Genomic DNA, 22,415 nt, shown 5'->3' on the forward strand with positions numbered 1-22,415 from the left:
AGCGGGCCATTGTGGCCAAGCTGCCGCGATGCACGCACGGGCCGTGCCGAAGAAGTCCTGGGCTGCTGGGCGAAGCCGCAGCAGCCCCGCCTGTCGACCGGTCAGCGGCTGCTGGCCACGCCCGTGCCGACGTTCCAGTCGAACACCGCATGGGCCGCGGTGTAGCGGCCGACGTCGATGTCGTGCGAGACGGTCTGGCCAGCGCGCGTGGCCGTCACCTGGTAGCGGCCCGGGTCCAGCCGCGCCACCATGTACGGGCCGCCAGCGGTCACGTCGTTGAGCACCACCGCGCCGCTGCCGGCGTCGCGCACCGTCACCTTGACGAGCGCGCTGGTTGGCATGGGCCCCTGGCCCTTGGCATCAAACTCGAAGCTCGCGGGCCAGCGCGGCTCCACGGTCTTCATCAGCTTCGCCTCGTCGGGCGTGGCGCCACCGCTCATGTACTCGATGCCGGTCTGCGTCATCTGGATGGGCGGGTTGTAGGTGGTCGAGGCATGGGCGTTGCCCATGCCGACGGCCAGCACGGCGCCGGTGAACAGCCCGCTCAGCAGGAGCGTGCGATGGCGGGCGAAGGAGGTCAGGGCTTGTGCGGTGGTGTTCATGGCGTTGGAGGGGCGGTATTGGCAGGCCGTGGGATTCCCCTGGCACGCAGCCAGGGGAGGTTGCTCAGCTGTTCATGTCCGTGCCGGCGGGCCACATGAAGACGGCATGCGCCGGGCCCTTGGCGCCGACGTCGATCTGCCGCTGCAGCGCCTTGCCGTCCAGCGAGGCCGTCACGCGGTAGACGCCCGGGGCCAGCTTGGCGGCCATGAAGGGACCGTCCGCCTTCACGTTGTGCAGCACCGTGGCGCCGGTGCGGGCGTCCTGCACCGTCACATGCACATTGGCCGCGAAGTCGGCCTTGGCGCCGTCCTTGACGGCGAACTCGAAGCTCGCGGGCCAGCGGGTCGCCGCCTGTTGCATGGCATGGGCCTCGTCGCTGCCCACGCCGCCGCTGATGTACTCGACGCCCGTGGGCGCCGTGCGCACCGGTGGCAGGGTGTCGGCGTGCGCCACGCCCATGAGCGCGCCCATGCCGAGCAGCAGTGCGACGGCAAGGGGGCGGGCCGTACGGCGAGCGATGGAGGAGGTGAGGGTGGTCATGGCAATGTCCTTCCTTGGCTTTCCGTCCGCTGGATTCGCATCCCCGGCGGCGGAGCGGACGCCGTGGCGGCCGGGGCTTGGGGAGGACTTTGGGGCTGGAGGCTTAGGGGATGCTTAAAGCGCTGCGCCGCACGCAGCCAAGGTCGCGCCCAAAGAAAAAGCCCGGCAAGCCGGGCTCGTTTTCAGCTAGCACAACTGGCGCGACGCTCACACGTCAATATTCGCCGCGCGCAGCGCATTCGTCTCGATGAACTCCCGCCGCGGCTCCACCTCGTCGCCCATCAGCATGGTGAACACGCGGTCGGCCTCGATGGCGTCGTCGATCTGCACGCGCAGCAGGCGGCGCACGGCCGGGTCCATGGTCGTTTCCCAGAGCTGCTCGGGGTTCATCTCGCCCAGGCCCTTGTAGCGCTGGCGGGCGGTGACGCGTTCGGCTTCGGACAGCAGCCACTGCATGGCGGTGCGGAAGTCGCTCACGCGCTCTTCCTTGGCCTTGTCGCCCTCGCCGCGGCGCGCGGTGGCGCCTTCGCCCAGCAGGCCGCGGAAGGTGTCGGCGGCCTCGGCCAGGGCCGCGTAGTCGGCGCCGTGCACGAATTCCTGCGTGAGCACGCTGCTCTTGATGTTGCCGTGGTGCCGGCGGCTGATGCGCAGCAGCGGCTTGTCGGTGCGCACGTCGAATTCGCTCGCCACTTCGGCCGGGATGCCGTTGCTGCTGATCTCGCGCAGGCGGGCCTGCAGCGCGACGGCGCTGGCCTCGGCGGCGGCGGGCGTGTCCAGGTCCAGGCGCACGCCGTCGGCGATGGCGCGCAGCGCCTCCGCGTCCATGAAGACCCCCAGGCGGTCGATGACCGATTCGGCCAGCTGGTGCTTGCGGGCCAGCGCGTCCAGCGTCTCGCCGCTCAGCACGGTGGGGTTGGCGCCGCCGGTGTGCACGGCCGCGTCCTTCAGCGCCACGCGCAGCAGGAAGGCCTCCAGCGCGGGGCCGTCCTTGAGGTACTGCTCTTCCTTGCCGACCTTGACCTTGTACAGCGGCGGCTGCGCGATGTAGATGTGGCCGCGCTCCACCAGCTCGGGCATCTGGCGGTAGAAGAAGGTCAGCAGCAGCGTGCGGATGTGAGCGCCGTCCACGTCCGCGTCGGTCATGATGATGATGCGGTGGTAGCGCAGCTTGGCGACGTTGAAGTCGTCGGCCCCGTTGCCGCCGGTGGCGCCGGCATTGCCGATGCCGGTGCCCAGCGCGGTGATCATGGTCACGATCTCGTTGCTGGTCAGCAGCTTCTCGTAGCGCGCCTTCTCCACGTTCAGGATCTTGCCGCGCAGCGGCAGGATGGCCTGGAACTTCCGGTCGCGGCCCTGCTTGGCGCTGCCGCCGGCAGAGTCGCCCTCCACCAGGTAGATCTCGCACAGGGCGGGGTCCTTTTCCTGGCAGTCGGCCAGCTTGCCGGGCAGGCCCATGCCGTCGAGCACGCCCTTGCGGCGCGTCATCTCGCGGGCCTTGCGGGCGGCCTCGCGGGCCTTGGCGGCCTCGACGATCTTGCCGCAGATGATCTTGGCGTCCTGCGGGCGTTCTTCCAGGTACTCGGTCAGGGCGCGGGCCACGATGTCCTCGACCGGCGCACGCACTTCGCTGGAGACCAGCTTGTCCTTGGTCTGGCTGCTGAACTTGGGCTCGGGCACCTTCACGCTCAGCACGCAGCACAGGCCTTCGCGCATGTCGTCGCCGCTGACCTCGACCTTGGCCTTCTTGGCCAGGTCGTTCTGGTCGATGTACTTGCCCACCACCCGGGTCATGGCGGCGCGCAGGCCGGTCAGGTGGGTGCCGCCGTCACGCTGCGGGATGTTGTTGGTGAAGCACAGCACCTGCTCGTTGTAGGCGTCGTTCCACTGCATCGCTACCTCGACGGTGATGCTGGTGCCGGGGATGCCGCCGTAGCTGTCTGCCGGGCGCTCGCCGGTGGCGTAGAAGGCGTTGGGGTGCAGCACCTTCTTCGTGCCGTTGATGAATTCCACGAAGCCCTTGACGCCTCCGGCGCCGGAGAAGTCATCCTCCTTGCCACTGCGCTCGTCCTTCAGGCGGATACGCACGCCGTTGTTCAGGAAGGAGAGCTCGCGCAGCCGCTTGGCGAGGATCTCGTAGTGGAAGTCGTGGTTTTCCTTGAAGATCTCGGTGTCGGGCAGGAAGTGGACCTCGGTGCCGCGCTTGTCGGTTTCGCCGGTCACCTTCATGGGCGAGACTTCGACCCCGTTCACGGTTTCCAGGATGCGGTTCTGCACGAAGCCCTGGCTGAATTCGAGCACATGCACCTTGCCGTCGCGGCGCACCGTCAGGCGCAGCATCTTGCTGAGCGCGTTCACGCACGAGACGCCCACGCCGTGCAGGCCGCCCGACACCTTGTACGAGTTCTGGTTGAACTTGCCGCCCGCGTGCAGTTCGGTCAGCGCGATCTCGGCGGCCGAGCGCTTGGGCTCGTGCTTGTCGTCCATCTTCACGCCGGTCGGGATGCCGCGGCCGTTGTCGGTGACGGAGATCGAGTTGTCGGTGTGGATGGTGACGACGATGTCGTCGCAGTGGCCGGCCAGGGCCTCGTCGATGGAGTTGTCGACCACCTCGAAGACGAGGTGGTGCAGGCCGGTGCCGTCGGACGTGTCGCCGATGTACATGCCCGGCCGCTTGCGCACGGCCTCAAGACCTTCGAGGATCTGGATCGCGCCTTCGCCGTAGCCGGTGTCGGGCGTCACCTCGATCGGGATCGCCTTGTCGATCTCGGCTTCGTACACGGGCTCGGTCTTGGGCGTTTCAGGCGCGTCGTCGGGCTGCTTGTTGTCGCTCATCATCTTCCAGGCCGCGAAGCGGCCGTTCATGTCATCTGGCTAGAACCCCCGCTCGGCGGGGGCAGGGGGTGCGCCACGGATCGCGAAGCGGATCTGAGGAGCGCACGGCGCTCCTCAGATTCGCATCGGCATGACCACGTACTTGAAGTTCGCGTCCTCGGGAATGGTCACCAGCGCCGAGCTGTTGCCGTCCTGCAGGTCGACGCGGACCATGTCCTGGCCCATGTTGGCCAGGGCGTCGATCAGGTAGGTGACGTTGAAGCCGATCTCGATGCTGTCGCCGCCGTAGTCGATGTCCAGCTCGTCCACCGCCTCTTCCTGCTCGGCATTGTTGGAGGCGATGCGCAGCAGGCCGGGCTCGATGTTCAGCCGCACGCCCTTGAACTTGTCGCTGGTCAGGATGGCCGTGCGCTGCAGGCTGGCCAGGAGCGGCGCGCGGCCCAGCGTGACGCTGTTCTTGTGGTTCTTGGGGATCACGCGGTTGTAGTCGGGGAACTTGCCCTCGACCAGCTTGGTGACGAACTCCATGGTGCCGAAGTTGAACTTGGCCTGGTTGTTGGCGAACTGCAGCTCGATCATGGGCGGCGTGTCGCCACCGTCGGCGTCGGACAGCAGGCGCTGCAGCTCCAGCACGGTCTTGCGCGGCAGGATCACTTCCTGGCGCGGCACCTCGACGTCCAGCGTGGCGCTGGAGAAGGCCAGGCGGTGGCCGTCGGTGGCCACCAGCGAGAGCTGCTTGCCCTCGGCCACGAACAGGATGCCGTTGAGGTAGTAGCGGATGTCGTGCACCGCCATCGCAAACGACACCTGCGACAGCAGCGCCTTCAGGGTGCGCTGCGGCACGCTGAAGGCCGGGCCGAAGCTGGCGGCTTCCTGCACCAGCGGAAAGTCCTCGGCCGGCAGGGTCTGCAGCGTGAAGCGGCTCTTGCCGCCCTTGAGCACCAGCTTGTTCTGGCTCGATTCCAGGCTCACGGTCTGGTCGGCCGGCATGGTGCGCAGGATGTCGATCAGCTTGCGTGCGCCCACGGTGGTGGTGAAGGCGCCATCGTCGCCGCCGAGCTCGGCGGTGGTGCGGATCTGGATCTCCAGGTCGCTGGTGGTCAGCTGCAATTGGCCGCCGGCCTTGCGGATCAGCACGTTGGCCAGGATGGGCAGCGTGTGGCGACGCTCGACGATGCCTGCCACCGACTGCAGGGCTGCCAGAACCTGGTCTTGGGGTGCCTTCAGAACAATCATGTACGTCCTCTACTCTTCGTCCTCGATCTTCCCGGGCGCGGGCCCGGATGCCGGCGCATTGTCTGCGCGCCTTTTTTCGGTGGAGATGCTCATCCCTTGAGCGTCTGCTCCAGCACGTGCAGCTGCTGGTTCAGCTCGGTGAGCTGCTGGCGCTCGCCGGAAATCTTGCGCACGGCGTGCAGCACGGTGGTGTGGTCGCGGCCGCCGAACAGCTCGCCGATCTCTGGCAGGCTCTTCTGCGTCAGCTCCTTGGCCAGGTACATCGCGATCTGGCGCGGCCGCGCGATGCTGGCCGGGCGCTTCTTGCTGTACATGTCGGCGACCTTGATCTTGTAGTAGTCGGCAACGGTCTTCTGGATGTTCTCCACGCTGATCTGCCGGTTCTGGATCGACAGCAGGTCGCGCAGCGCCTCGCGCGCGAGCTGGATGGAGACTTCCTTCTGGTTGAAGCGCGAATAGGCCAGGATCTTGCGCAGCGCGCCTTCGAGCTCGCGCACGTTGGAGCGCACGTTCTTGGCAACGAAGAAGGCTACTTCCTCCGGCATCTCGGCGCTCTCGGCGACGGCCTTGTTGATCAGGATTGCCACGCGCATCTCGAGCTCGGGCGGCTCGATGGCGACCGTCAGGCCCGAGTCGAAGCGCGACACCAGGCGCTCGTGGATGTCGGTCAGACCCTTGGGATAGGTGTCGCTCGTCATCACGATGTGCGACTTCTTCGCCAGCAGCGCCTCGAAGGCGTTGAAGAACTCCTCCTGCGTGCGGTCCTTGTTGGCGAAGAACTGCACGTCGTCGATCAGCAGCAGGTCGAGCGAGTGGTAGCGCTCCTTGAACTCGTCGAAGGTCTTGCGCTGGTAGGCCTTGACCACGTCCGACACGAACTGCTCGGCGTGCAGATAGAGGATCTTGGCGTCGGGCTTGTCGGCCAGCAGCTTGTTGCCCACGGCATGCATCAGGTGGGTCTTGCCCAGGCCGACGCCGCCATAGATAAACAGCGGGTTGTACAGGTGGCCCGGCGTGCCGGCCACGTGCATCGCCGCAGCGCGTGCCATGCGGTTGGCGGAGCCCTCGACCAGGCTGTCGAAGGTCAGCTGCGGGTTGAGACGATTCTTGAAAGCGCCGGCGGGCTCGTCAGGGGCGCTGCCACCCATGCCGGACATGCCCATGGGGCCATCGCCGGGGCGCAGCGGCTCGGGTTCGGAGATGGACGAGGGCACGGCCTGCACAGTCACGGGCTGGCGAACCGGGATCTCGCGTGGCGCCAGGGCGAGTTCGACCGCCACCGGCTGGCCCGACAACCGCTCGGCCATGTCGGCGATGCGGGCGGCGTACTGGGCACGGATCCAGTCGAGCTTGAAGCGATTGGCGACGAAGATCGTCATTCGCGTCAGGTCGTCGGTCACCTGCGCGGTCAGCGGCTTGATCCAGGTGTTGAATTGCTGCTCGGACAGCTCTTGCGCGAGCTGGTCGACACAGGCCTGCCAGAGGCTGGCACCGACCCCTTCACTCGACATGGTGGCTGCGCTGACCGGATGGCCGCTGGGGGTTCATCGGCGCGTCTGTCTGTTGTGGATAGTTGCGAACGGAAAGCACGCGCGATTCTAACTTGTCAAAAACTTATCCACACCCCTTGACGTCCGGTGGCAATGCTGGCTGACAGGCCGCCGGATTGCTGTAGGCGCGGATGTCTGCGATAATTTCGGGTTCCCTTTTGCACCGGGCGGCTCAGGCGCGCGTGGTGCAGGGGTAGCCGGGGCCCGGCCGCGGACCTGGATGCAGCATTGCGAAGGCGTGTGCCTTCTCGCCGCAGCCCAGGGACCGACTCCACATCACAAGACGGGCCTGTCGATCAGCACTCTTGCAGGAACCCTCGTCATGAAACGCACCTACCAACCGTCCAAGATCCGCCGCGCCCGTACCCACGGCTTTCTGGTCCGCATGAAGACCCGTGGCGGCCGCGCCGTCATCAACGCCCGCCGCGCCAAGGGCCGCAAGCGTCTGGCCGTCTGATCGGTGACGTGGTGGGCAGGCCCGCCTCTGGCGATGCCGCGGTTTTCGCCGGCACGCGCCGGGGCGGGTTTTGGCCGACTGGCGTCGCGGGTCTTTGCCGCCGCCGACGGCCGTTGCCAACCGATTGTCCACAGCGCTTGAACCTCGTTCCCCGCGCTTTGGAGCAGCCCCTTTCAGAGCCTCTCCCGCCCGCCGCCGTGCAGACGCCGGCGGCGTTGCTGCGGCTGCGCAACCGAGACCAGTTCCAGGCCGGCATGGGCGGTGAGACCGTCGCCCGCACGCCGCACTTTGCGCTGCACCGACGGGCTTTGCCCTTGCCGCCCGTCCCCGTCGCGGAGGGTGAGGATGCGCCCATCCCGCTGTTCCGCCCCACAGGCGTGTGGCTGGGCGCGATGGTGCCCAAGCGTTGGGCGCGCCGTGCGGTCACCCGCAATGCCATCCGCCGCCAGATCTACGCCGTGGGCCTGTGCCTCGAAGGCCAGTCCCCCGCCGCGTACGTGGTGCGTCTGCGTACGGCCTTCGACCGCCGTCAGTTCGTCAGCGCCACATCCGATGCCTTGCGCCGCGCGGTGCGCGCGGAGCTCGAGCAGCTGTTCGCCCGTGCGCGTCGAACGGCTGCCTGATCACGACCGTCGCCGATGCAGCGTCTTCTGATTGCCATCGTCCGCGCCTACCGTCTGCTGCTCAGCCCCTGGCTGGGTGGCGCCTGCCGCTTTTCGCCCACCTGCTCCGTCTACGCCATCGAGGCGCTGCAGACGCACGGCGCGGCGCAGGGCAGCTACCTCACGCTGAGGCGCCTGGCCCGCTGCCATCCCTGGTGTGCGGGTGGGCACGACCCCGTGCCGCCTGCGGCCGGGGCCGGGCTGTTCACCTCTCTCGACAAGAAGTCCTCTTCATGAACGACATTCGCCGCACCATCCTCTGGGTGATCTTCGGTTTCTCGCTGGTGATGCTGTGGGACCAGTGGCAGGTCCACAACGGCCGCACGCCGACCTTCCTGCCCTCGACCAAGCCGGCCGTCACCGCCCAGGCGCCGACGCCCGCCCCGGGCGCATCGGCTCCGGCGGCCTCTGCTGCGGGCCTGCCCGCAGCGTCGGGCGGCAGCGCGGCTGCCACGCCGACGGCCTCGTCCACATCCGTGCCGGCCGAGCGCGTGCAGATCGAAACCGACGTGTTCAAGGCGGCCATCGACCCGCAGGGCGGCACGTTGGCCAAGCTGGAACTGCTGCAGTACATGCAGGAGACCTCGCATGGCGGCCTGATGCCGATGGTGCGCCGCCTGCTCAACATGCCAGCGCTCCCGGTCGTTGAAGAGCCGGTCGTGCTGATGGACGACGGCCCGGCCAACCGCTACCTTGCGCAGACCGGCCTGCTGAACCCGGCCGGCGGCGGCACGATGTTCCCCAACCACCTGAGCCTGATGGCGACCAAGCCGGGCCCCTACCGGCTGGCCGATGGTCAGGACACGCTGGAGGTGAGCTTCGAATCGCAGCCCGCCGGCGGCCTCAAGTACGTCAAGACCTATGTCTTCAAGCGGGGCGATTACGCCATCCATGTGCGCCACCAGGTGGTGAACGTGGGCGACCAGCCGCGCGATCCTCAGCTGTATCTGCAACTGCTGCGCCACGGCGTCGAAGCGCACGGCAGCATGCTGGGCACCAGCACCTTCACCGGTCCGGCCGCTTACACCGAAGAGAAGAAGTTCCACAAGATCGCCTTCGCCGACATCGCCAAGAGCAAGGCCGAGATCCCGCCCGCGTCCGAGACCGGGTGGGTTGCGATGGTGCAGCACTACTTTGCAGCGGCCTGGCTGGTGGAGCCCACGCACAGCGCCGGCCTCAAGCGCGAGTTCCGCGTGCAGGGCCCGGACGCGCTCGGCCCCAACCTGTACGCCGTGGCCATGGTGGCCAACCTGCCGACCGTCGCGCCGGGCGCCACGCAGACCGTGGACACGGTGCTCTTTGCCGGCCCCGAGGAAGAGAAGAAGCTCGAAGCCCTCGCTCCCGGCCTGGACCTGGTGAAGGACTACGGCATCTTCGCCATCATCTCCAAGCCGCTCTATTGGCTGCTCGACCAGCTGCACAAGCTGCTGGGCAACTGGGGCTGGTCGATCGTGGCGCTGGTGGTGCTGCTCAAGGCCGCCTTCTTCTGGCTCAACGCCAAGGCCTACGGCAGCATGGCCAAGATGAAGGCCATCAACCCGCGCATCATGGAGATGCGCGAGCGCCTCAAGGACAAGCCGCAGGAGATGCAGCAGGAGATGATGCGCATCTATCGCGAGGAGAAGGTCAACCCGCTGGGCGGCTGCTTCCCGATCGTGATCCAGATCCCTGTGTTCATCGCGCTTTACTGGGTGCTGCTGTCGTCGGTGGAAATGCGCCACGCGCCCTGGATCCTGTGGATCCGCGACCTGTCGGCGCCCGATCCCTGGTTCATCCTGCCGCTGGTCATGACCGGCACCACGCTGCTGCAGACTTGGCTCAACCCCACGCCGCCGGACCCGATGCAGGCCAAGCTGATGTGGATCATGCCGCTGGCCTTCAGCGTGATGTTCTTCTTCTTCCCGGCCGGCCTGGTGCTGTACTGGATCACGAACAACATCCTGTCCATTGCGCAGCAGTACGTGATCAACCGACGCCTGGGCGTCACCAAGTAAGCGGGGCGCTCGCGCTCCTTGCCGCAGGCCGCCTCCGGGCGGCCTGTTCGTTTGGGCCTCCCCTGTGCGTCTGCCGCCGGGCTGATCGACCCGGGCCAATGCTGAAAGAATCACCGTCATGCTTGCCCGCCTGAACGATCCCATCGCCGCCATTGCCACCGCCCCCGGCCGCGGGGCTGTGGGCATCGTGCGCGTGTCCGGCATGGGCCTCGGGTCGCTGGTGCGCGGCCTCTGCGGCCGCGACCTCAAGCCGCGCGAAGCCACCTATCTGCCTTTCCTGGATGCCGACGGCGGCGCACTGGACCATGGCCTGGCGCTGTTCTTTCCCGGCCCCCACTCCTTCACGGGCGAGGACGTGCTCGAACTCCAGGCGCATGGCGGCCCCGTGCTGCTGCAGTTGCTGCTGGCGCGCTGCCTGGCTGCTGGCGAGGAGGTCGATGCCGACACCGGTCGGGCCCGCCTACCCGGCCTGCGTGTGGCCCAGCCCGGCGAATTCAGCCAACGCGCCTTCCAGAACGGCAAGATCGACCTGGCCCAGGCCGAGGCCATCGCCGACCTGATCGACGCGAGCACCGAAGCCGCAGCCCGCAGCGCAAGCCGGTCGCTTGGCGGCGCCTTCTCGCGTGAGATCCATGCGCTGCGCGATGCGCTGATCCACTTGCGGATGCTGGTCGAGGCCACCCTCGACTTCCCTGAAGAGGACATCGACTTCCTGCAGCAGGCCGACGCCGCAGGCCAGCTGTCGCGCCTGCAAGCGCAATTGACGGCCGTGCAGCAGCGGGCTCGCCAGGGGGCGCTGCTGCGCGAGGGCATCAAGGTGGTGATCGCCGGCCAGCCCAATGCCGGCAAGAGTTCGCTGCTCAATGCGCTGGCCGGGGCCGAACTGGCCATCGTGAGCCCTGTGGCCGGCACCACGCGCGACATCGTGTCGCAGACCATCCAGATCCAGGGGGTGCCGCTGCATGTCGTGGACACGGCCGGACTGCGCGAGTCTGGCGACGAGGTGGAGCGCATCGGCATCGCCCGCGCCTGGGGGCAGATCGAGGACGCGGATGCGGTGCTCTTCCTGCATGACCTGACGCGCGCGGCCCGGTCCGATTACCAGGCGGCCGACGCCGAGATCCGGCTGGGCCTGGCGGGCCGTCTGCCGACGCGTGTGCCGTTGCTGGAGGTCTGGAACAAGTCCGATGCCGTCGAGGCCGACGCGCTGCCCGGGCTGCCCGAGGACGCGCTTCGCCTGTCGGCCAGGTCCGGCCTGGGCATCGAGGCCCTGAGACAGAAGCTGCTCACGCTCGCAGGCTGGCAGGCCGTGCCAGAGGGCGTCTACCTGGCGCGGGCGCGCCATGTGCAGGCGTTGCACCGCGTGGGCGGTCATCTCGACCTCGCAGCCGAGCACCTCGCAGCGCCGATGCCCGCCCTCGACCTGTTGGCCGAAGAGCTGCGCCTCGCGCAGAACGCGCTGAACGAGATCACCGGCGAGTTCGGCGCGGACGATCTGCTGGGGGTGATCTTCTCGCGCTTCTGCATCGGCAAGTAGCGCGGCGACCGGTCAGGCGCATGCGTCCCGGGCGCCGCACAATCGGCAGCGTGTGCGTGCCCGCAGGAGCTGCCATGACCTCCGCCACCCTCGATGCCTTCCGCCAGTCGATCGCCCAGCACCGCGGCGACGATGTCTTCGCGCCGGAACTCGACCCCGCGCAGTGGGCCGTGCTGGCCACCTACCTGCATGCCTTCACCATCGACGCGAATCAGCGGCTGATCGTGCAGGGCGCCAACGACCGCGCGCTGTATTTCCTGGCCGAGGGCACGCTGAGCGTCCACCGCCTGGGCAGCGAAGGCCAGGTGCGCTTGGCCATGCTGAACCCCGGCACGGTGGTGGGCGAGGGCGCCTTCTTCGCCCGCCGACCGCGTTCGGCCATGGTCGATGCCGTGAGCGCCTGCCGGCTCTGGCGGCTGACGCCATTGCGCTTCGGCGAACTGGCGGAGCGGCAGAGCGCCATCGCGCTGGCGGTCACCCTGGCTGCGGCGCAGGTGCTGGCGCGTCGGCAGGGCAGTCGATCGGGACGGGTCGCCACCACCTGAGCGGCCGGCGGCGCGCCGGTGTCGCCGAGCGCTTCAGCCGCGCTGCAGGCGTTCGGTTGCGGTGGCGAGCGGGCCCGGAAGCCCGGAGAGCACCAGCGTGTCGCCGGCTTCCAGCACCGTGTCTTCCTCCGGCTCCATGGCGCGGCCGTGGCTGCGCCGCAGGCCCACCACGCGCACCCCGGCGTCGGCCAGACCGAGCCGTGCCATCGTCTGGCCGACCCAGCGGCTGCCCGCCTGCAGCGTGAAGCTGTCCAGGCGCTCCTGCGCCAGGTCTTCCAGCGAGGCGTCGTCGTCCGCCCCGCGGAAGTAGCCGCGCAACAGGTGGTAGCGGGCATCGCGGGCTTCCTGCGCAAGGCGGATCACCCGCCGCATCGGCACGCCGACCAGCGCCAGGGCGTGGCTGGCCAGCATCAGGGAGCCTTCGACCGTCTCCGGCACGACGGCCGTGGCGCCGGCGCGCTGCAGCTTCTCCAGCTCATGGTCGTCCTGGGTGCGCACCACCACGGGCACCGTTGGCGCATGGGCGCGCACCGCCGCCAGCACTTTGAGCGCTCCCGGCACGTCGAGGTAGGTGATGGCCACGGCGCTGGCGCGCGACAGGCCCGCCGCCATCAGCGCCTGCGGCCGCGCTGCGTCACCGAAGACCACCGAGTCGCCGGCAGCGGCGGCCTGCCGCACGCGGTCGGGGTCCAGGTCCAGCGCCATGTAGGGAATGCCTTCGCGCTCCAGCATGCGCGCCAGGTTCTGGCCGCAGCGGCCATAGCCGCAGATGATCACGTGCTCGGCCGTGTCGATCATCTTGCGCGCGAGGCTGGTCACCTGCAGCGATTGCTGCATCCAGTCGCTGGCCACCAGCTTGCGCACGATGGCCTCGCTGTAGAGCACGATGAAGGGCGTGGCCAGCATCGACACGATCATCGAGGCCAGCACGGGGTCGCCCAGCCACGACGGCATCAGCCCCCGGCCGCTGGCCAGCGACAGCAGCACGAAGCCGAATTCACCGGCCTGCGCGAGGTACAGCCCCGTGCGCAGAGAGACGCCGGCCGTCGCGCCGAGAAGCCGCGCCAGCACCGTCACCAGCAGCAGCTTGAAGCCCAGCGGCACGAGCAGCAGGACGAGCACCAGCGACCAGCGCTCCACCACCACATGCCAATCCAGCGACATGCCGATGGTGATGAAGAACAGGCCCAGCAGCAGGTCGTGGAAGGCGCGGATGTCGCTTTCCACCTGGTGTTTGTATTCGGTCTCCGACACCAGCATGCCGGCGATGAAGGCGCCCAGCGCCAGCGACAGGCCTGCCACCTCGGTCAGCCAGGCCATGCCCAGCGTGACCAGCAGAAGGTTGAGCATGAACAGCTCTTCGCTGCGTCGACGTGCCACGAGGGTGAGCCACCAGCGCATCACGCGCGGACCGCCGTAGAGCAGCAGGCCGATCAGGGCGGTGGCCTTGAGCAGGGCCAGACCCAGGCCGCGCAGCAATGCCTCCGGCGGCGCGCCCAGCGCGGGAATCAGCACCAGCAGCGGCACCACCGCCAGATCCTGGAACAGCAGCACGCCCATCACGCGGCGGCCGTGTTCGCTTTCCAACTCCAGCCGCTCGGCCATCAGCTTGACCACGATGGCGGTGCTGCTCATCGCCAGGGCGCCCGACAGCGCGAGCGCCGTCTGCCAGCTCATGCGCCAGGGGTCGGGCAGCAGACGGGCCAAGCCTAGGGCGCCCAGCGTGGCCAGCATCATCGTCAACGCCACCTGAAGCAGCCCCAGGCCGAATACATGCTTGCGCATGGCGCGCAGCTTGGGCAGGCTGAATTCCAGCCCGATCACGAACATGAGGAACACCACGCCGAATTCGCCCAGGTGGCGCACGCCGTCCGAGTCCTGCGCCAGCGCGAAGGCGTGCGGGCCGATCAGCACGCCGGCCACCAGATAGCCGAGCATGGGTGGCAGCTTGAGCGAGCGGCAACCCACCACGCCCAGCACGGCGGCCAGCAGGTAGAGCAGCGTCAGCTCGAAGGTGTTCATCCGCTGGATGCTAGCAAGGGCCATGCACTGCGCCGGGGCGGGGACAAGGCGCGCCGATAAAATCGGCCGATGAGCTTTCCGGCCCCGGATCCCGACGCGTTGCTGGCCCGCGCGCGCGCCACTTTCGACATCGAGGCTGCGGCCGTGCAGGGCCTCAAATCCCGCGTCGGTGCGAGCTTCGTCGAGGCCGTGCGGCGCATCCTGGCACTCCAGGGCCGCGTGGTGGTGATGGGCATGGGCAAGAGCGGCCATGTGGGGCGCAAGATCGCCGCCACCCTGGCGTCGACCGGCACGCCGGCCATGTTCGTGCACCCGGCCGAGGCGAGCCATGGCGACCTGGGCATGGTCACTGCGGCCGATGTGGTGCTCGCCATCTCCAACAGCGGCGAGAGCAACGAACTCGACGCCATCCTGCCGGTGCTCAAGCGCCAGGGCGTGCCTCTGATTGCCATGACGGGCGGTGCCGCCTCGTCGTTGGCCCGCCATGCCGATCTCATGCTGGACAGCGGTGTCGAGAAGGAAGCTTGCCCGTTGAACCTGGCACCCACGGCCAGCACCACGGCGCAGATGGCACTGGGCGATGCGCTGGCCGTGGCGCTGCTGGACGCGCGCGGCTTCGGTGCCGAGGACTTCGCCCGCTCCCACCCGGGGGGTGCGCTGGGTCGCAAACTGCTCACCCATGTGTCCGATGTGATGCGCAAGGGCGCCGCCGTTCCGCAGGTGTCGATCCAAGCTGGCATCACCGAGCTGATGCGCGCCATGAGCGTGCAGGGCTTCGGCGCTGCCGCAGTGATGGGCGGCGAAGGCCGGGCCGAAGGCATCTTCACCGATGGCGATCTGCGGCGGCTGATCGAAGCCGGCACCGACCTGCGCGGCATCCAAGCCGTCGACGTCATGCACCGGTCTCCGCGCACGATTCGCCAGGACGCACTGGCCGTCGAGGCTGCCGAACTCATGGAGCAGCACGGCATCACCCGGCTCTTCGTGGTGGACGCCGACGGCCGGCTCACCGGCGCACTGAACACCACCGACCTGATGCGGGCGAAGGTCATCTGATGGCGCCGCAATTGCCGCGCGCCCGACCCGTGCTCGCTTTCGACCCGGAACTGTTGCTGGCCGCGCAGGACGTGCGCGTCGCCTTCTTCGATGTCGACGGCGTGCTGACCGACGGCGGCATCTATTTCACCGAAGCGGGTGAGACGCTCAAGCGCTTCAGCGTGCTTGATGGCTACGGCCTGCAGATGCTGCGCAAGGCGGGCATCGAGCCGGTGGTGGTCACCGGCCGCGATTCGGCCCCGTTGCGCGCACGACTGCAGGCGCTGGGCGTGCAGCATGCGCGCTACGGCGTCATGGACAAGGTCGCCGCCTCGGTCGAGATCCTCACGGCTCTCGGTGTCGACTGGGCGCAGACCGCGGCCATCGGCGACGACTGGCCCGATCTGCCTGTGCTGCGTCGTGTGGCCTTCTCGGCGGCGCCCGCCAATGCCCATCCCGAGGTGGCGGCCAGCGTCCGCTATGTCACGCGCCTACGCGGCGGCGAGGGCGCGGCGCGTGAGTTCTGCGACCTGCTGCTGTGTGCCAGCGGCCGTTATGCTAGCCTGCTGGACGCCGCCTGCGGGGTGCCCGACGCATGAAGCGCGCAACGTCCGTCTTCGGCTTGGCGTTCGACCGTCTGAGCCTGTACCTGCCGATCATCCTGACCGGCGTGCTGGCCCTGGGCACCTACTGGCTGGTGCGCAACGCGCCCGAGCTGATCAAGCCCCAGGCTGCCGCGCCGGTGTCGCACGACCCGGATTTCTTCATGCGTGACTTCACCGTGCGCAGCTTCCTGCCCGACGGTTCCTTGCACAGCGAGATCAGTGGTCGGGAGGGCCGGCACTTTCCCGACACGGACACCATGGAAGTCGACGAGGTGCGTGTGCGCTCGGTGTCCCCCCAGGGCCTGGTCACGCGGGCGACGGCCAATCGGGGGCTGTCCAATGGCGATGGCAGCGAGATCCAGCTCTTCGGGGACGCCGTCGTGATCCGCGACGAGGGGAAGCTGCCGGATGGCAAGCCAGCGCCGAAGCTGGAGTTCCGAGGCGACTTCCTGCATGTCTTCACCAACGAGGACCGGGTGCGCTCCCATCTGCCGGTGACCTTGATCCGCGGCGGCGACAAGTTCTCGGCGGACGCCCTGGACTATGACCATCGCACGGGCGTCGCCAATCTGCGCGGCCGCGTGCGCGGCCAGATCCTGCCGCCAGGCGCTGCCGGCCGGCGGTGATCTCGTCTGCCGCAATTACCATGTCCACCGCTGCACCTGCTCCTCTCGTCTTCATCACCGGCGCCTCCAGCGGCATTGGCCAGGCCTTGGCGGCCCGCTATGCCCAAGCGGGCTGGCGCCTCGCGCTCGTGGCCCGGCGCACGGCGCAGATGCAGGACTGGGCGACTGCCCGCGGGCTGGGTGTCGACCGCTGCGCCGTCTATGGTGCCGACGTGGCCGACCCCAGCAGCATCGTCGCGGCTGGCCAAGCCTGCATCGCCGACCAGGGGCTGCCCGAGGTGGTCATCGCCAATGCAGGCATCAGCGTGGGCATGGACACCGCCGAGCGTGCCGACCTGGACGTGATGGCGGACACCTTCGCGCTCAACAACGTGGGGATGGCGGCCACCTTCCATCCCTTCGTCAATGCGATGGTGGGCCGGGGCTCGGGGCGGTTGGTGGGCATCGGCAGCGTGGCGGCCATCCGGGGGCTGCCTGGCCACGGCGCCTACTGTGCCAGCAAGGCGGCCGTGGTGGCGTACTGCGAAAGCCTGCGTACCGAGCTTCATGGCAGCGGCGTGCGGGTGGTGACGGTCTGCCCTGGCTATGTGGATACCCCGCTTACGCAGGGCAACCGCTATGGCATGCCCTTCCTCATCCCCGCCGACGTGTTCGCCGACCGGGCGTTTCGCACGATCGAGGCGGGTGTTAGCTACCGCGTCATTCCTTGGCAGATGGGCGTGGTCGCCAAGTTGATGAGGCTGTTGCCCAACGCCGTCTACGACAAAGTTGTTCAAGGCCGTGGTCGCAAGCGTCGGCGGGATGGCGTCGACAGCCCGCGTTGAGCGCACGACCGGCTTCGCGGTCATTTGCCTGTATGTTGGCTGGAATGAGCGCCGCCTCGTTGGTGGGGCCGTGCGCGTGACGGTGGGGTATGGAAAAAAGGGCCCCACGAAAAAAGGCTCCCGAAGGAGCCTTTTCACCGAGCCGTTCAGTCGCGCGAACTGAACGGGCCGTGCAATCAGTAGCTGTTGCCGCCGCCACCGCCGTAGCCGCCGCGGCCACCGCCGCCGCCACCACCGCCACGGGGGCCGGTGCCGTAGGGGCTACGGAAGCTGCCGTCGTTGCCGCCGCCACCACCGCCGCCGCGGCCGCCGTAGCCGCCACCACCGCTGCGACCACCGCCGCCGCCGCCGTAACCACCACCGCCGCCACCGCCGTAGCCGCCGCCACCACCGCCGCCGTAACCACCGCCACCACCGCCGTAGCCGCCGCCACCGCTACGGGGAGGACGCGGCTCCATGGGGCGCGCTTCGTTGACAACGACACTGCGGCCGCCCAGCGGTTGGCCATTCATGCCCTGGATGGCAGCCTGCGCCTCAGCGTCGCTGCCCATTTCCACGAAACCAAAGCCTTTGGAACGGCCGGTCTCGCGCTCCATCATGACCTTGGCGCTGGTCACTGCGCCGAACTGGCCAAAAGCCTGTTCGAGATCACCGTCGCGCACCGAATAGGGCAGGTTGCCGACGTAGAGTTTGTTGCCCATGAATGGGACTCCTGTAAAACACAAAAAAAAGCAGCGATGGAGTCCCGGGCGCAAGACCCGCAGCATGTTGGCCTGCGGGGCTGACGAAACTGACCGATCACCCAATGGCCTGCGGCTTTCCGGGCCGAAGGTCCACCCATTATGGGTGATTTATTTGGGAGGGGGGCAGGAATTTCCCTTGAATTGCAACAACATCGAGACAGTAGAAAGCTTGCGCCCACTGACATCAAATGCTGGGCGAAACAGGGACTTTACCGGCGGCTGGTCGACATGGCGCACCCGACATTCCCGCATCTCGGCCGTTGCCGACGGCCATCACAGCTCTTTCCCACATGACCGCGTCACTGTGCATGCTGCACCGCCGCAAGACCGTTAGAATCGTCCCCGTCTTTGGGGAGTAGCCGCCTTCCGAATGCGAGAAGGGCGTGCGTCAACAGACTTGTACCGCGCCCCACGCGGAACATGGCGCATGCAGTGAAGACCTGGCGAGACCATTGACCACGCAGCTTCGGGAACAAGGCCGAAGGCGCTGCGTGGTCGACTGCGTCCTTCGGCCGAGGAACCCCACATCTCTATGGAAGCCTTTCTGGTGGCCACCGGCATCGTCGCGCTGGCCGAAATGGGTGACAAAACCCAACTCCTTTCCCTCGTCCTCGCGGCGCGTTTCCGCAAGCCCTGGCCCATCGTGCTGGGCATCTTTGCGGCAACGGTCGTCAACCATGCGCTGGCAGGTGCCGTCGGCGCCTGGGTGACCAGCTTTCTCGGGCCTACGGTCCTGCGCTGGATCCTGGGTCTGTCCTTCATCGCGATGGCCGTCTGGATGCTGATTCCGGACAAGCTCGACGAGGACGAAGCGCCGCGAAGCGTCTCCAAGTTCGGTGTCTTCGGCACCACACTGGTGGCTTTCTTCCTAGCCGAGATGGGCGACAAGACGCAGATCGCCACCGTGATGCTGGCGGCCCGCTTCACGCACGACTACCTGTGGGTGGTGATCGGCACCACGCTGGGCATGATGCTGGCCAACGCCCCGGTGGTGTGGCTGGGCGAGCGCATCGTGCGCAAGGTGCCGATCAAGCTCGTGCACAGCATCTCGGCCGTGATCTTCCTGGTGCTGGGCGTGGCCGCGCTCATCGGCTGGGGCGCCTGAGGCATGACCCTCGCCGGGCGGCGACGGCGCCGCCCGGCCTATACTTTCAACAGCGCCGATTTGCTCCAGCTTGCGGGCGCTTGATAAATGCAGCTAAAGACGGATGCCCGCAACCCGGCTCGTTTTTGGCGAGGCCGGGTTTTCTTTTTGCTCCCATGTCCTTCGACGTCACACCCCAGTCCATGTCCTTCGCGACGCCGCTGCCGCTGCGCAGCGGCAGCGCCATCGGCGACTACGCGTTGGCCTACGAGACCTACGGCACGCTCAATGCCGACCGCAGCAACGCCGTGCTGGTTTGCCATGCGCTCAATGCCTCGCACCACGTGGCCGGCCAATATGCGGGCCAGCCGAAGTCGCAGGGCTGGTGGGACAACATGATCGGCCCCGGCAAGTCGGTGGACACCGACCGTTTCTTCGTCATCGGCATCAACAACCTGGGCTCCTGCTTCGGCTCGACGGGGCCGATGCACACCAATCCCGCGACGGGGCGGCCGTGGGGCGCGGACTTTCCGGTGGTGACGGTGGAGGACTGGGTGGACGCCCAGGCCCGCCTGCTCGATGCGCTGGGCATCGACACCCTCGCTGCCGTGATGGGCGGCAGCCTGGGCGGCATGCAGGCCCTCTCGTGGACGTTGCAGTACCCCGAGCGTGTGCGGCACGCCGCGGTCATCGCCAGCGCGCCCAACCTCAACGCCGAGAACATTGCCTTCAACGAGGTGGCCCGCCGTGCCATCGTGACCGATCCCGACTTCCACGGCGGCCACTTCTACGATCACGGCGTGGTGCCCAAGCGCGGGCTGACCATCGCCCGCATGATCGGCCACATCACCTACCTCAGCGACGACGTGATGAACGCCAAGTTCGGCCGCCAGCTGCGCGAGGGCATGCAGGTGCGCTACACCACGCACGACGTGGAGTTCCAGATTGAGAGCTACCTGCGCCACCAGGGCGACAAGTTCAGCGAGTACTTCGACGCCAACACCTATCTGCTGATCACCCGTGCGCTCGACTACTTCGATCCTGCCGCAGCCTATGGCGGCAGCCTGCGCGCGGCCTTCGAGCGGGCCATGGCCAAGTTCCTGCTCGTGAGCTTCACCACCGACTGGCGTTTCTCGCCGTCGCGCAGCCGCGAGATCGTCAAGGCGCTGCTGGACAACCGACGCAGCGTCAGCTATGCCGAGATCGACGCGCCGCACGGCCACGACGCCTTCCTGCTGGACGACACCCGCTACCTGGGCGTGGTGCGCGCCTGGTTCGACGGCATCGCAAAGGAGCTGCCATGAGCACGACGGACGGCATCAACGATCGCATCGTGCGCCTGGTACCCGAGGGCGCGCGTGTGCTCGACCTCGGATGCGGGGACGGGGCACTCCTTGAGCGCCTGCAGCGAGAACGCGGCTGCACCGGCTATGGCGTGGAGATCGCCGACGGCAACGTGCTCACGTCCGTGCGCCGCGGGGTGGACGTGATCCAGCTGAACCTCGACGAGGGCCTGTCGATGTTCGAAGACGCCAGCTTCGACGTGGTGCTGCAGATCTACACGCTGCAGCACCTGCGCAATGCCGAGATCATGCTGCGCGAGACGGCACGCGTGGGCCGCATCGGCATCGTGGCCTTTCCCAACTTCGCGCACTGGCCCAATCGGCTGAGCATCCTGCAGGGTCGCATGCCGGTGACGCGGCGGCTGCCCTACCAGTGGTACGACACGCCCAACATCCGCGTGGGCACCTTCCGCGACTTCGACGCGCTGGCGCGCAAGAACCGCCTGCGAGTGCTGGATGCGTTCGGCGTGCAGCAGGGCCGCGAGGTGCGCTGGCTGCCCAACCTGCGAGCTGCGACGGCGGTCTTCAAGTTCGAGCGGGACTGACCGCAGTCGCCTTGCCTGGCAGCGCGGTGCCGCATCGGCGGCAGTAGCGCGCATCGCTGGCATGGCCATCCGCGCTGCAGGCCGGACAGGACATGTCGGTGGTGGCGCGTTCAGCCAGGATCTGCAACCGCCGCTGCGCACCCATCTCGGCCGTGACGATGCCGGTGGGCACGGCCAGCACGCCCCAGCCGGTCAGCATCATGGCCGAGGCGATGAGCCTGCCGAGGTCGGTGCGCGGCACCAGGTCGCCGAAGCCGACCGTCGTCATGGTCGAGACGGCCCAGTACATCGCGGTGGGAATGCTGGTGAAGCCGTGCTGCGGGCCTTCCACCACGTACATCAGCGTGCCTGAGACCAGCACGAGCAGCATCACGAAGCCCAGGAAGACGGTGATCTTGCGGCCGCTCGCGGCCAGCGCCAGGGCCAGGGTGCGGTACTCGTGGGTATAGCGCGAGAGCTTGAAGATGCGGAACACCCGCAGCAGCCGCAGCACGCGCACATCGATCAGCGCGCCGAGCGACGGCTCCAGCACCACCAGGTAGGTGGGCAGCAGCGCCAGCAGGTCGATGACGCCGTAGAAGCTGAGGGCATAGCGCACCGGGCGCTGCACGCACACGAGCCGGGCCACGTATTCCAGCGTGAACAGTCCGGTGAACACCCATTCCAGTCCATGCAGCCAGGCGCCGTAGCGGGCCCGCATCCCGGCCATGCTCTCGAGCATGACCACGCCGACGCTCGTGATGATGGCCGCGATCAACAGCAGGTCGAAACTGCGGCCGGCGCGTGTCTCGGACTCGAAGATGACGGTGAAAAGCGTGCGGCGCCAGCCGGGCGCAGGCCGCCCAAAACGGGCATCGGCCGCGCGGTCGTCGAACATGCCGGGAATGTCTTCGTCCGGGTGATGCGCGGAGGCAGGGTGGGTCGCCATGGAAATGAAAAAAGCGGCGCAGGGCCGGACGCGGCGAATTCTGACGGCAAGCCGTCGCTGCCGGCGACATTCAGTGGCCGCGGGTTGTTACCGATCTTTCGCAAAGAAGTGTCAAGATTCAGAATCAGTTGCCTACCATTGACGCTTTCGCAAGGAGATCACCCTTTGGCTTCGCAATCCCCCTTCTTCGGCAAACGTGACCGTGATACCAATGACAGCCTGACTTCCCGTCCGGCTCCGCTGATGGGAGGCAGTACGCTGTCGGGTCATCCGGTGGGCGGCCCGGCGTTGGGCGCTGCGGCCGCGGCAACCCCCGCTGCGGCCCCTGCGCCGGTGCAGGAAACGGGCAGCAAGCTGACCGTCGGTCCCAACATCAAGCTCAAGGGCGTCGAGATCACCGATTGCGACACGCTCGTGGTCGAAGGCACGGTCGAGGCCACGATGGATTCGCGTGTGATCCAGATCGCCGAGCAGGGCGCCTTCAAGGGGTCGGCCGAGATCGACATCGCCGAGATCCGCGGCTCCTTCGACGGCAACCTGACGGTGCGGCAAAAGCTGGTGATCCATGCCACCGGCAAGGTGTCGGGCAAGATCCGCTACGGCAAGATCGTGATCGAGGAGGGTGGCCAGCTCTCCGGCGAGATCAGCGTGGGTACGAGCGCCTCCAGCGACGTCAAGCCCGCCCTGGCGGCCTGAGCATCGCC

General features: G+C 67.8%; 22 protein-coding genes and 1 riboswitch. Of the genes, 14 read left to right on the forward strand and 8 right to left on the reverse strand.

Annotated features, from left to right (window positions below):
* Positions 1 to 101: 101 nt before the first annotated feature.
* The 5 genes from BXA03_RS10135 to dnaA form a co-directional block, all read right to left on the reverse strand.
* Positions 102 to 602: a hypothetical protein gene (locus tag BXA03_RS10135; protein ID WP_076506952.1), complete on the reverse strand. Its 501-nt coding sequence runs from the start codon at positions 600 to 602 to the stop codon at positions 102 to 104.
* Between the two features lie 64 nt (positions 603 to 666).
* Positions 667 to 1,143, reverse strand: coding sequence for a carboxypeptidase-like regulatory domain-containing protein (locus tag BXA03_RS10140; protein ID WP_076506954.1), 477 nt, complete (start codon positions 1,141 to 1,143; stop codon positions 667 to 669).
* Between the two features lie 207 nt (positions 1,144 to 1,350).
* Positions 1,351 to 3,975 carry a DNA topoisomerase (ATP-hydrolyzing) subunit B gene (gene gyrB, locus BXA03_RS10145; RefSeq protein ID WP_369822415.1) on the reverse strand — a complete coding sequence of 875 codons (2,625 nt, stop codon included), beginning with the start codon at positions 3,973 to 3,975 and terminating at the stop codon, positions 1,351 to 1,353.
* Between the two features lie 114 nt (positions 3,976 to 4,089).
* Positions 4,090 to 5,211 (reverse strand): DNA polymerase III subunit beta, encoded by a 1,122-nt coding sequence (dnaN, locus tag BXA03_RS10150; RefSeq protein ID WP_076506956.1) that lies wholly within the window; start codon positions 5,209 to 5,211, stop codon positions 4,090 to 4,092.
* 89 nt (positions 5,212 to 5,300) lie between these two features.
* Positions 5,301 to 6,722 carry a chromosomal replication initiator protein DnaA gene (gene dnaA, locus BXA03_RS10155; RefSeq protein WP_076506958.1) on the reverse strand — a complete coding sequence of 474 codons (1,422 nt, stop codon included), beginning with the start codon at positions 6,720 to 6,722 and terminating at the stop codon, positions 5,301 to 5,303.
* A 361-nt stretch (positions 6,723 to 7,083) separates the two neighbouring features.
* Here dnaA and rpmH point away from each other — a divergent pair, with 361 nt between their 5' ends.
* The 6 genes from rpmH (at position 7,084) to BXA03_RS10185 (ending at position 11,956) form a co-directional block, all read left to right on the forward strand.
* Positions 7,084 to 7,218 carry a 50S ribosomal protein L34 gene (rpmH, locus tag BXA03_RS10160; RefSeq protein ID WP_006299042.1) on the forward strand — a complete coding sequence of 45 codons (135 nt, stop codon included), beginning with the start codon at positions 7,084 to 7,086 and terminating at the stop codon, positions 7,216 to 7,218.
* 215 nt (positions 7,219 to 7,433) lie between these two features.
* Entirely contained in the window at positions 7,434 to 7,841 is a 408-nt protein-coding gene (locus BXA03_RS10165) for a ribonuclease P protein component (protein WP_076506960.1), read from the forward strand.
* Positions 7,842 to 7,856: 15 nt separating this feature from the next.
* Positions 7,857 to 8,117 carry a membrane protein insertion efficiency factor YidD gene (gene yidD / locus BXA03_RS10170; RefSeq protein WP_017760450.1) on the forward strand — a complete coding sequence of 87 codons (261 nt, stop codon included), beginning with the start codon at positions 7,857 to 7,859 and terminating at the stop codon, positions 8,115 to 8,117.
* Positions 8,114 to 9,874, forward strand: coding sequence for a membrane protein insertase YidC (gene yidC, locus BXA03_RS10175; protein ID WP_076506963.1), 1,761 nt, complete (start codon positions 8,114 to 8,116; stop codon positions 9,872 to 9,874). The genes yidD and yidC overlap by 4 nt, the downstream gene beginning before the upstream one ends.
* Before the next feature lie 118 nt (positions 9,875 to 9,992).
* Positions 9,993 to 11,411: a tRNA uridine-5-carboxymethylaminomethyl(34) synthesis GTPase MnmE gene (mnmE, locus tag BXA03_RS10180; RefSeq protein WP_076506966.1), complete on the forward strand. Its 1,419-nt coding sequence runs from the start codon at positions 9,993 to 9,995 to the stop codon at positions 11,409 to 11,411.
* 74 nt (positions 11,412 to 11,485) lie between these two features.
* Positions 11,486 to 11,956 (forward strand): Crp/Fnr family transcriptional regulator, encoded by a 471-nt coding sequence (locus BXA03_RS10185; RefSeq protein ID WP_076506969.1) that lies wholly within the window; start codon positions 11,486 to 11,488, stop codon positions 11,954 to 11,956.
* Positions 11,957 to 11,989: 33 nt separating this feature from the next.
* On the opposite strand, the gene BXA03_RS10190 is transcribed toward BXA03_RS10185, so the two are convergent.
* Positions 11,990 to 13,978 carry a monovalent cation:proton antiporter family protein gene (locus BXA03_RS10190; RefSeq protein WP_076506971.1) on the reverse strand — a complete coding sequence of 663 codons (1,989 nt, stop codon included), beginning with the start codon at positions 13,976 to 13,978 and terminating at the stop codon, positions 11,990 to 11,992.
* Positions 13,979 to 14,047: 69 nt separating this feature from the next.
* On the opposite strand from BXA03_RS10190, the gene BXA03_RS10195 reads away from it, so the two are divergent.
* Genes BXA03_RS10195 through BXA03_RS10210 form a run of 4 tightly spaced genes read left to right on the forward strand, consistent with a single transcriptional unit; the run spans position 14,048 to position 17,068 of the window.
* Positions 14,048 to 15,034, forward strand: a complete 987-nt coding sequence (locus tag BXA03_RS10195; protein WP_076506974.1) for a KpsF/GutQ family sugar-phosphate isomerase — start codon at positions 14,048 to 14,050, stop codon at positions 15,032 to 15,034.
* Positions 15,034 to 15,612 carry a KdsC family phosphatase gene (locus tag BXA03_RS10200; protein ID WP_076506976.1) on the forward strand — a complete coding sequence of 193 codons (579 nt, stop codon included), beginning with the start codon at positions 15,034 to 15,036 and terminating at the stop codon, positions 15,610 to 15,612. Before BXA03_RS10195 ends, BXA03_RS10200 begins: the two co-directional genes overlap by 1 nt.
* Positions 15,609 to 16,244 carry an LPS export ABC transporter periplasmic protein LptC gene (gene lptC / locus BXA03_RS10205; protein WP_076506979.1) on the forward strand — a complete coding sequence of 212 codons (636 nt, stop codon included), beginning with the start codon at positions 15,609 to 15,611 and terminating at the stop codon, positions 16,242 to 16,244. Before BXA03_RS10200 ends, lptC begins: the two co-directional genes overlap by 4 nt.
* A gap of 20 nt (positions 16,245 to 16,264) precedes the next feature.
* Complete coding sequence (locus BXA03_RS10210) at positions 16,265 to 17,068, forward strand: SDR family oxidoreductase (protein WP_076506982.1); 804 nt, start codon at positions 16,265 to 16,267, stop codon at positions 17,066 to 17,068.
* Between the two features lie 176 nt (positions 17,069 to 17,244).
* Here BXA03_RS10210 and BXA03_RS10215 read toward each other — a convergent pair whose 3' ends face one another.
* On the reverse strand, positions 17,245 to 17,769 hold the full coding sequence (locus tag BXA03_RS10215; RefSeq protein WP_076506984.1) for an RNA recognition motif domain-containing protein: 525 nt from the start codon (positions 17,767 to 17,769) through the stop codon (positions 17,245 to 17,247).
* A 380-nt stretch (positions 17,770 to 18,149) separates the two neighbouring features.
* Positions 18,150 to 18,327: riboswitch (yybP-ykoY riboswitch) on the forward strand.
* A gap of 16 nt (positions 18,328 to 18,343) precedes the next feature.
* Between BXA03_RS10215 and BXA03_RS10220 the strand changes: the two genes are divergently transcribed.
* The 3 genes from BXA03_RS10220 (at position 18,344) to metW (ending at position 20,783) form a co-directional block, all read left to right on the forward strand.
* Positions 18,344 to 18,916 carry a TMEM165/GDT1 family protein gene (locus BXA03_RS10220; RefSeq protein ID WP_076506987.1) on the forward strand — a complete coding sequence of 191 codons (573 nt, stop codon included), beginning with the start codon at positions 18,344 to 18,346 and terminating at the stop codon, positions 18,914 to 18,916.
* A 155-nt stretch (positions 18,917 to 19,071) separates the two neighbouring features.
* Positions 19,072 to 20,199 (forward strand): homoserine O-succinyltransferase MetX, encoded by a 1,128-nt coding sequence (locus BXA03_RS10225; protein ID WP_076506990.1) that lies wholly within the window; start codon positions 19,072 to 19,074, stop codon positions 20,197 to 20,199.
* Positions 20,196 to 20,783 carry a methionine biosynthesis protein MetW gene (gene metW / locus BXA03_RS10230; RefSeq protein WP_076506992.1) on the forward strand — a complete coding sequence of 196 codons (588 nt, stop codon included), beginning with the start codon at positions 20,196 to 20,198 and terminating at the stop codon, positions 20,781 to 20,783. Before BXA03_RS10225 ends, metW begins: the two co-directional genes overlap by 4 nt.
* Here the strand turns inward: metW and BXA03_RS10235 are convergent.
* Positions 20,764 to 21,660, reverse strand: a complete 897-nt coding sequence (locus BXA03_RS10235; protein WP_076506995.1) for an ion transporter — start codon at positions 21,658 to 21,660, stop codon at positions 20,764 to 20,766. The two genes, metW and BXA03_RS10235, sit on opposite strands and share 20 nt — an antisense overlap.
* A gap of 216 nt (positions 21,661 to 21,876) precedes the next feature.
* On the opposite strand from BXA03_RS10235, the gene BXA03_RS10240 reads away from it, so the two are divergent.
* A complete protein-coding gene (locus BXA03_RS10240) occupies positions 21,877 to 22,407 on the forward strand; it encodes a bactofilin family protein (protein WP_076506997.1) in 531 nt (176 codons plus the stop codon).
* Positions 22,408 to 22,415 lie beyond the last annotated feature (8 nt).

The sequence above is a fragment of the Pseudacidovorax sp. RU35E genome (genome assembly GCF_900156165.1).
Classification (GTDB): domain Bacteria; phylum Pseudomonadota; class Gammaproteobacteria; order Burkholderiales; family Burkholderiaceae_C; genus Xenophilus.

Bases quoted from the DNA above. Each gene is read 5' to 3' on its own strand.
- yidC (WP_076506963.1), top strand. From the start codon at position 8,114: ATGAACGACATTCGCCGCACCATCCTCTGGGTGATCTTCGGTTTCTCG.
- BXA03_RS10135 (WP_076506952.1), bottom strand. From the start codon at position 602: ATGAACACCACCGCACAAGCCCTGACCTCCTTCGCCCGCCATCGCACG.
- BXA03_RS10190 (WP_076506971.1), bottom strand. From the start codon at position 13,978: ATGAACACCTTCGAGCTGACGCTGCTCTACCTGCTGGCCGCCGTGCTG.
- BXA03_RS10210 (WP_076506982.1), top strand. From the start codon at position 16,265: ATGTCCACCGCTGCACCTGCTCCTCTCGTCTTCATCACCGGCGCCTCC.
- BXA03_RS10220 (WP_076506987.1), top strand. From the start codon at position 18,344: ATGGAAGCCTTTCTGGTGGCCACCGGCATCGTCGCGCTGGCCGAAATG.
- lptC (WP_076506979.1), top strand. From the start codon at position 15,609: ATGAAGCGCGCAACGTCCGTCTTCGGCTTGGCGTTCGACCGTCTGAGC.
- BXA03_RS10215 (WP_076506984.1), bottom strand. From the start codon at position 17,769: ATGGGCAACAAACTCTACGTCGGCAACCTGCCCTATTCGGTGCGCGAC.
- dnaN (WP_076506956.1), bottom strand. From the start codon at position 5,211: ATGATTGTTCTGAAGGCACCCCAAGACCAGGTTCTGGCAGCCCTGCAG.
- BXA03_RS10195 (WP_076506974.1), top strand. From the start codon at position 14,048: ATGAGCTTTCCGGCCCCGGATCCCGACGCGTTGCTGGCCCGCGCGCGC.
- BXA03_RS10200 (WP_076506976.1), top strand. From the start codon at position 15,034: ATGGCGCCGCAATTGCCGCGCGCCCGACCCGTGCTCGCTTTCGACCCG.
- BXA03_RS10225 (WP_076506990.1), top strand. From the start codon at position 19,072: ATGTCCTTCGACGTCACACCCCAGTCCATGTCCTTCGCGACGCCGCTG.
- BXA03_RS10140 (WP_076506954.1), bottom strand. From the start codon at position 1,143: ATGACCACCCTCACCTCCTCCATCGCTCGCCGTACGGCCCGCCCCCTT.
- mnmE (WP_076506966.1), top strand. From the start codon at position 9,993: ATGCTTGCCCGCCTGAACGATCCCATCGCCGCCATTGCCACCGCCCCC.
- rpmH (WP_006299042.1), top strand. From the start codon at position 7,084: ATGAAACGCACCTACCAACCGTCCAAGATCCGCCGCGCCCGTACCCAC.
- yidD (WP_017760450.1), top strand. From the start codon at position 7,857: ATGCAGCGTCTTCTGATTGCCATCGTCCGCGCCTACCGTCTGCTGCTC.
- metW (WP_076506992.1), top strand. From the start codon at position 20,196: ATGAGCACGACGGACGGCATCAACGATCGCATCGTGCGCCTGGTACCC.
- gyrB (WP_369822415.1), bottom strand. From the start codon at position 3,975: ATGAGCGACAACAAGCAGCCCGACGACGCGCCTGAAACGCCCAAGACC.
- dnaA (WP_076506958.1), bottom strand. From the start codon at position 6,722: ATGTCGAGTGAAGGGGTCGGTGCCAGCCTCTGGCAGGCCTGTGTCGAC.
- BXA03_RS10235 (WP_076506995.1), bottom strand. From the start codon at position 21,660: ATGTTCGACGACCGCGCGGCCGATGCCCGTTTTGGGCGGCCTGCGCCC.
- BXA03_RS10185 (WP_076506969.1), top strand. From the start codon at position 11,486: ATGACCTCCGCCACCCTCGATGCCTTCCGCCAGTCGATCGCCCAGCAC.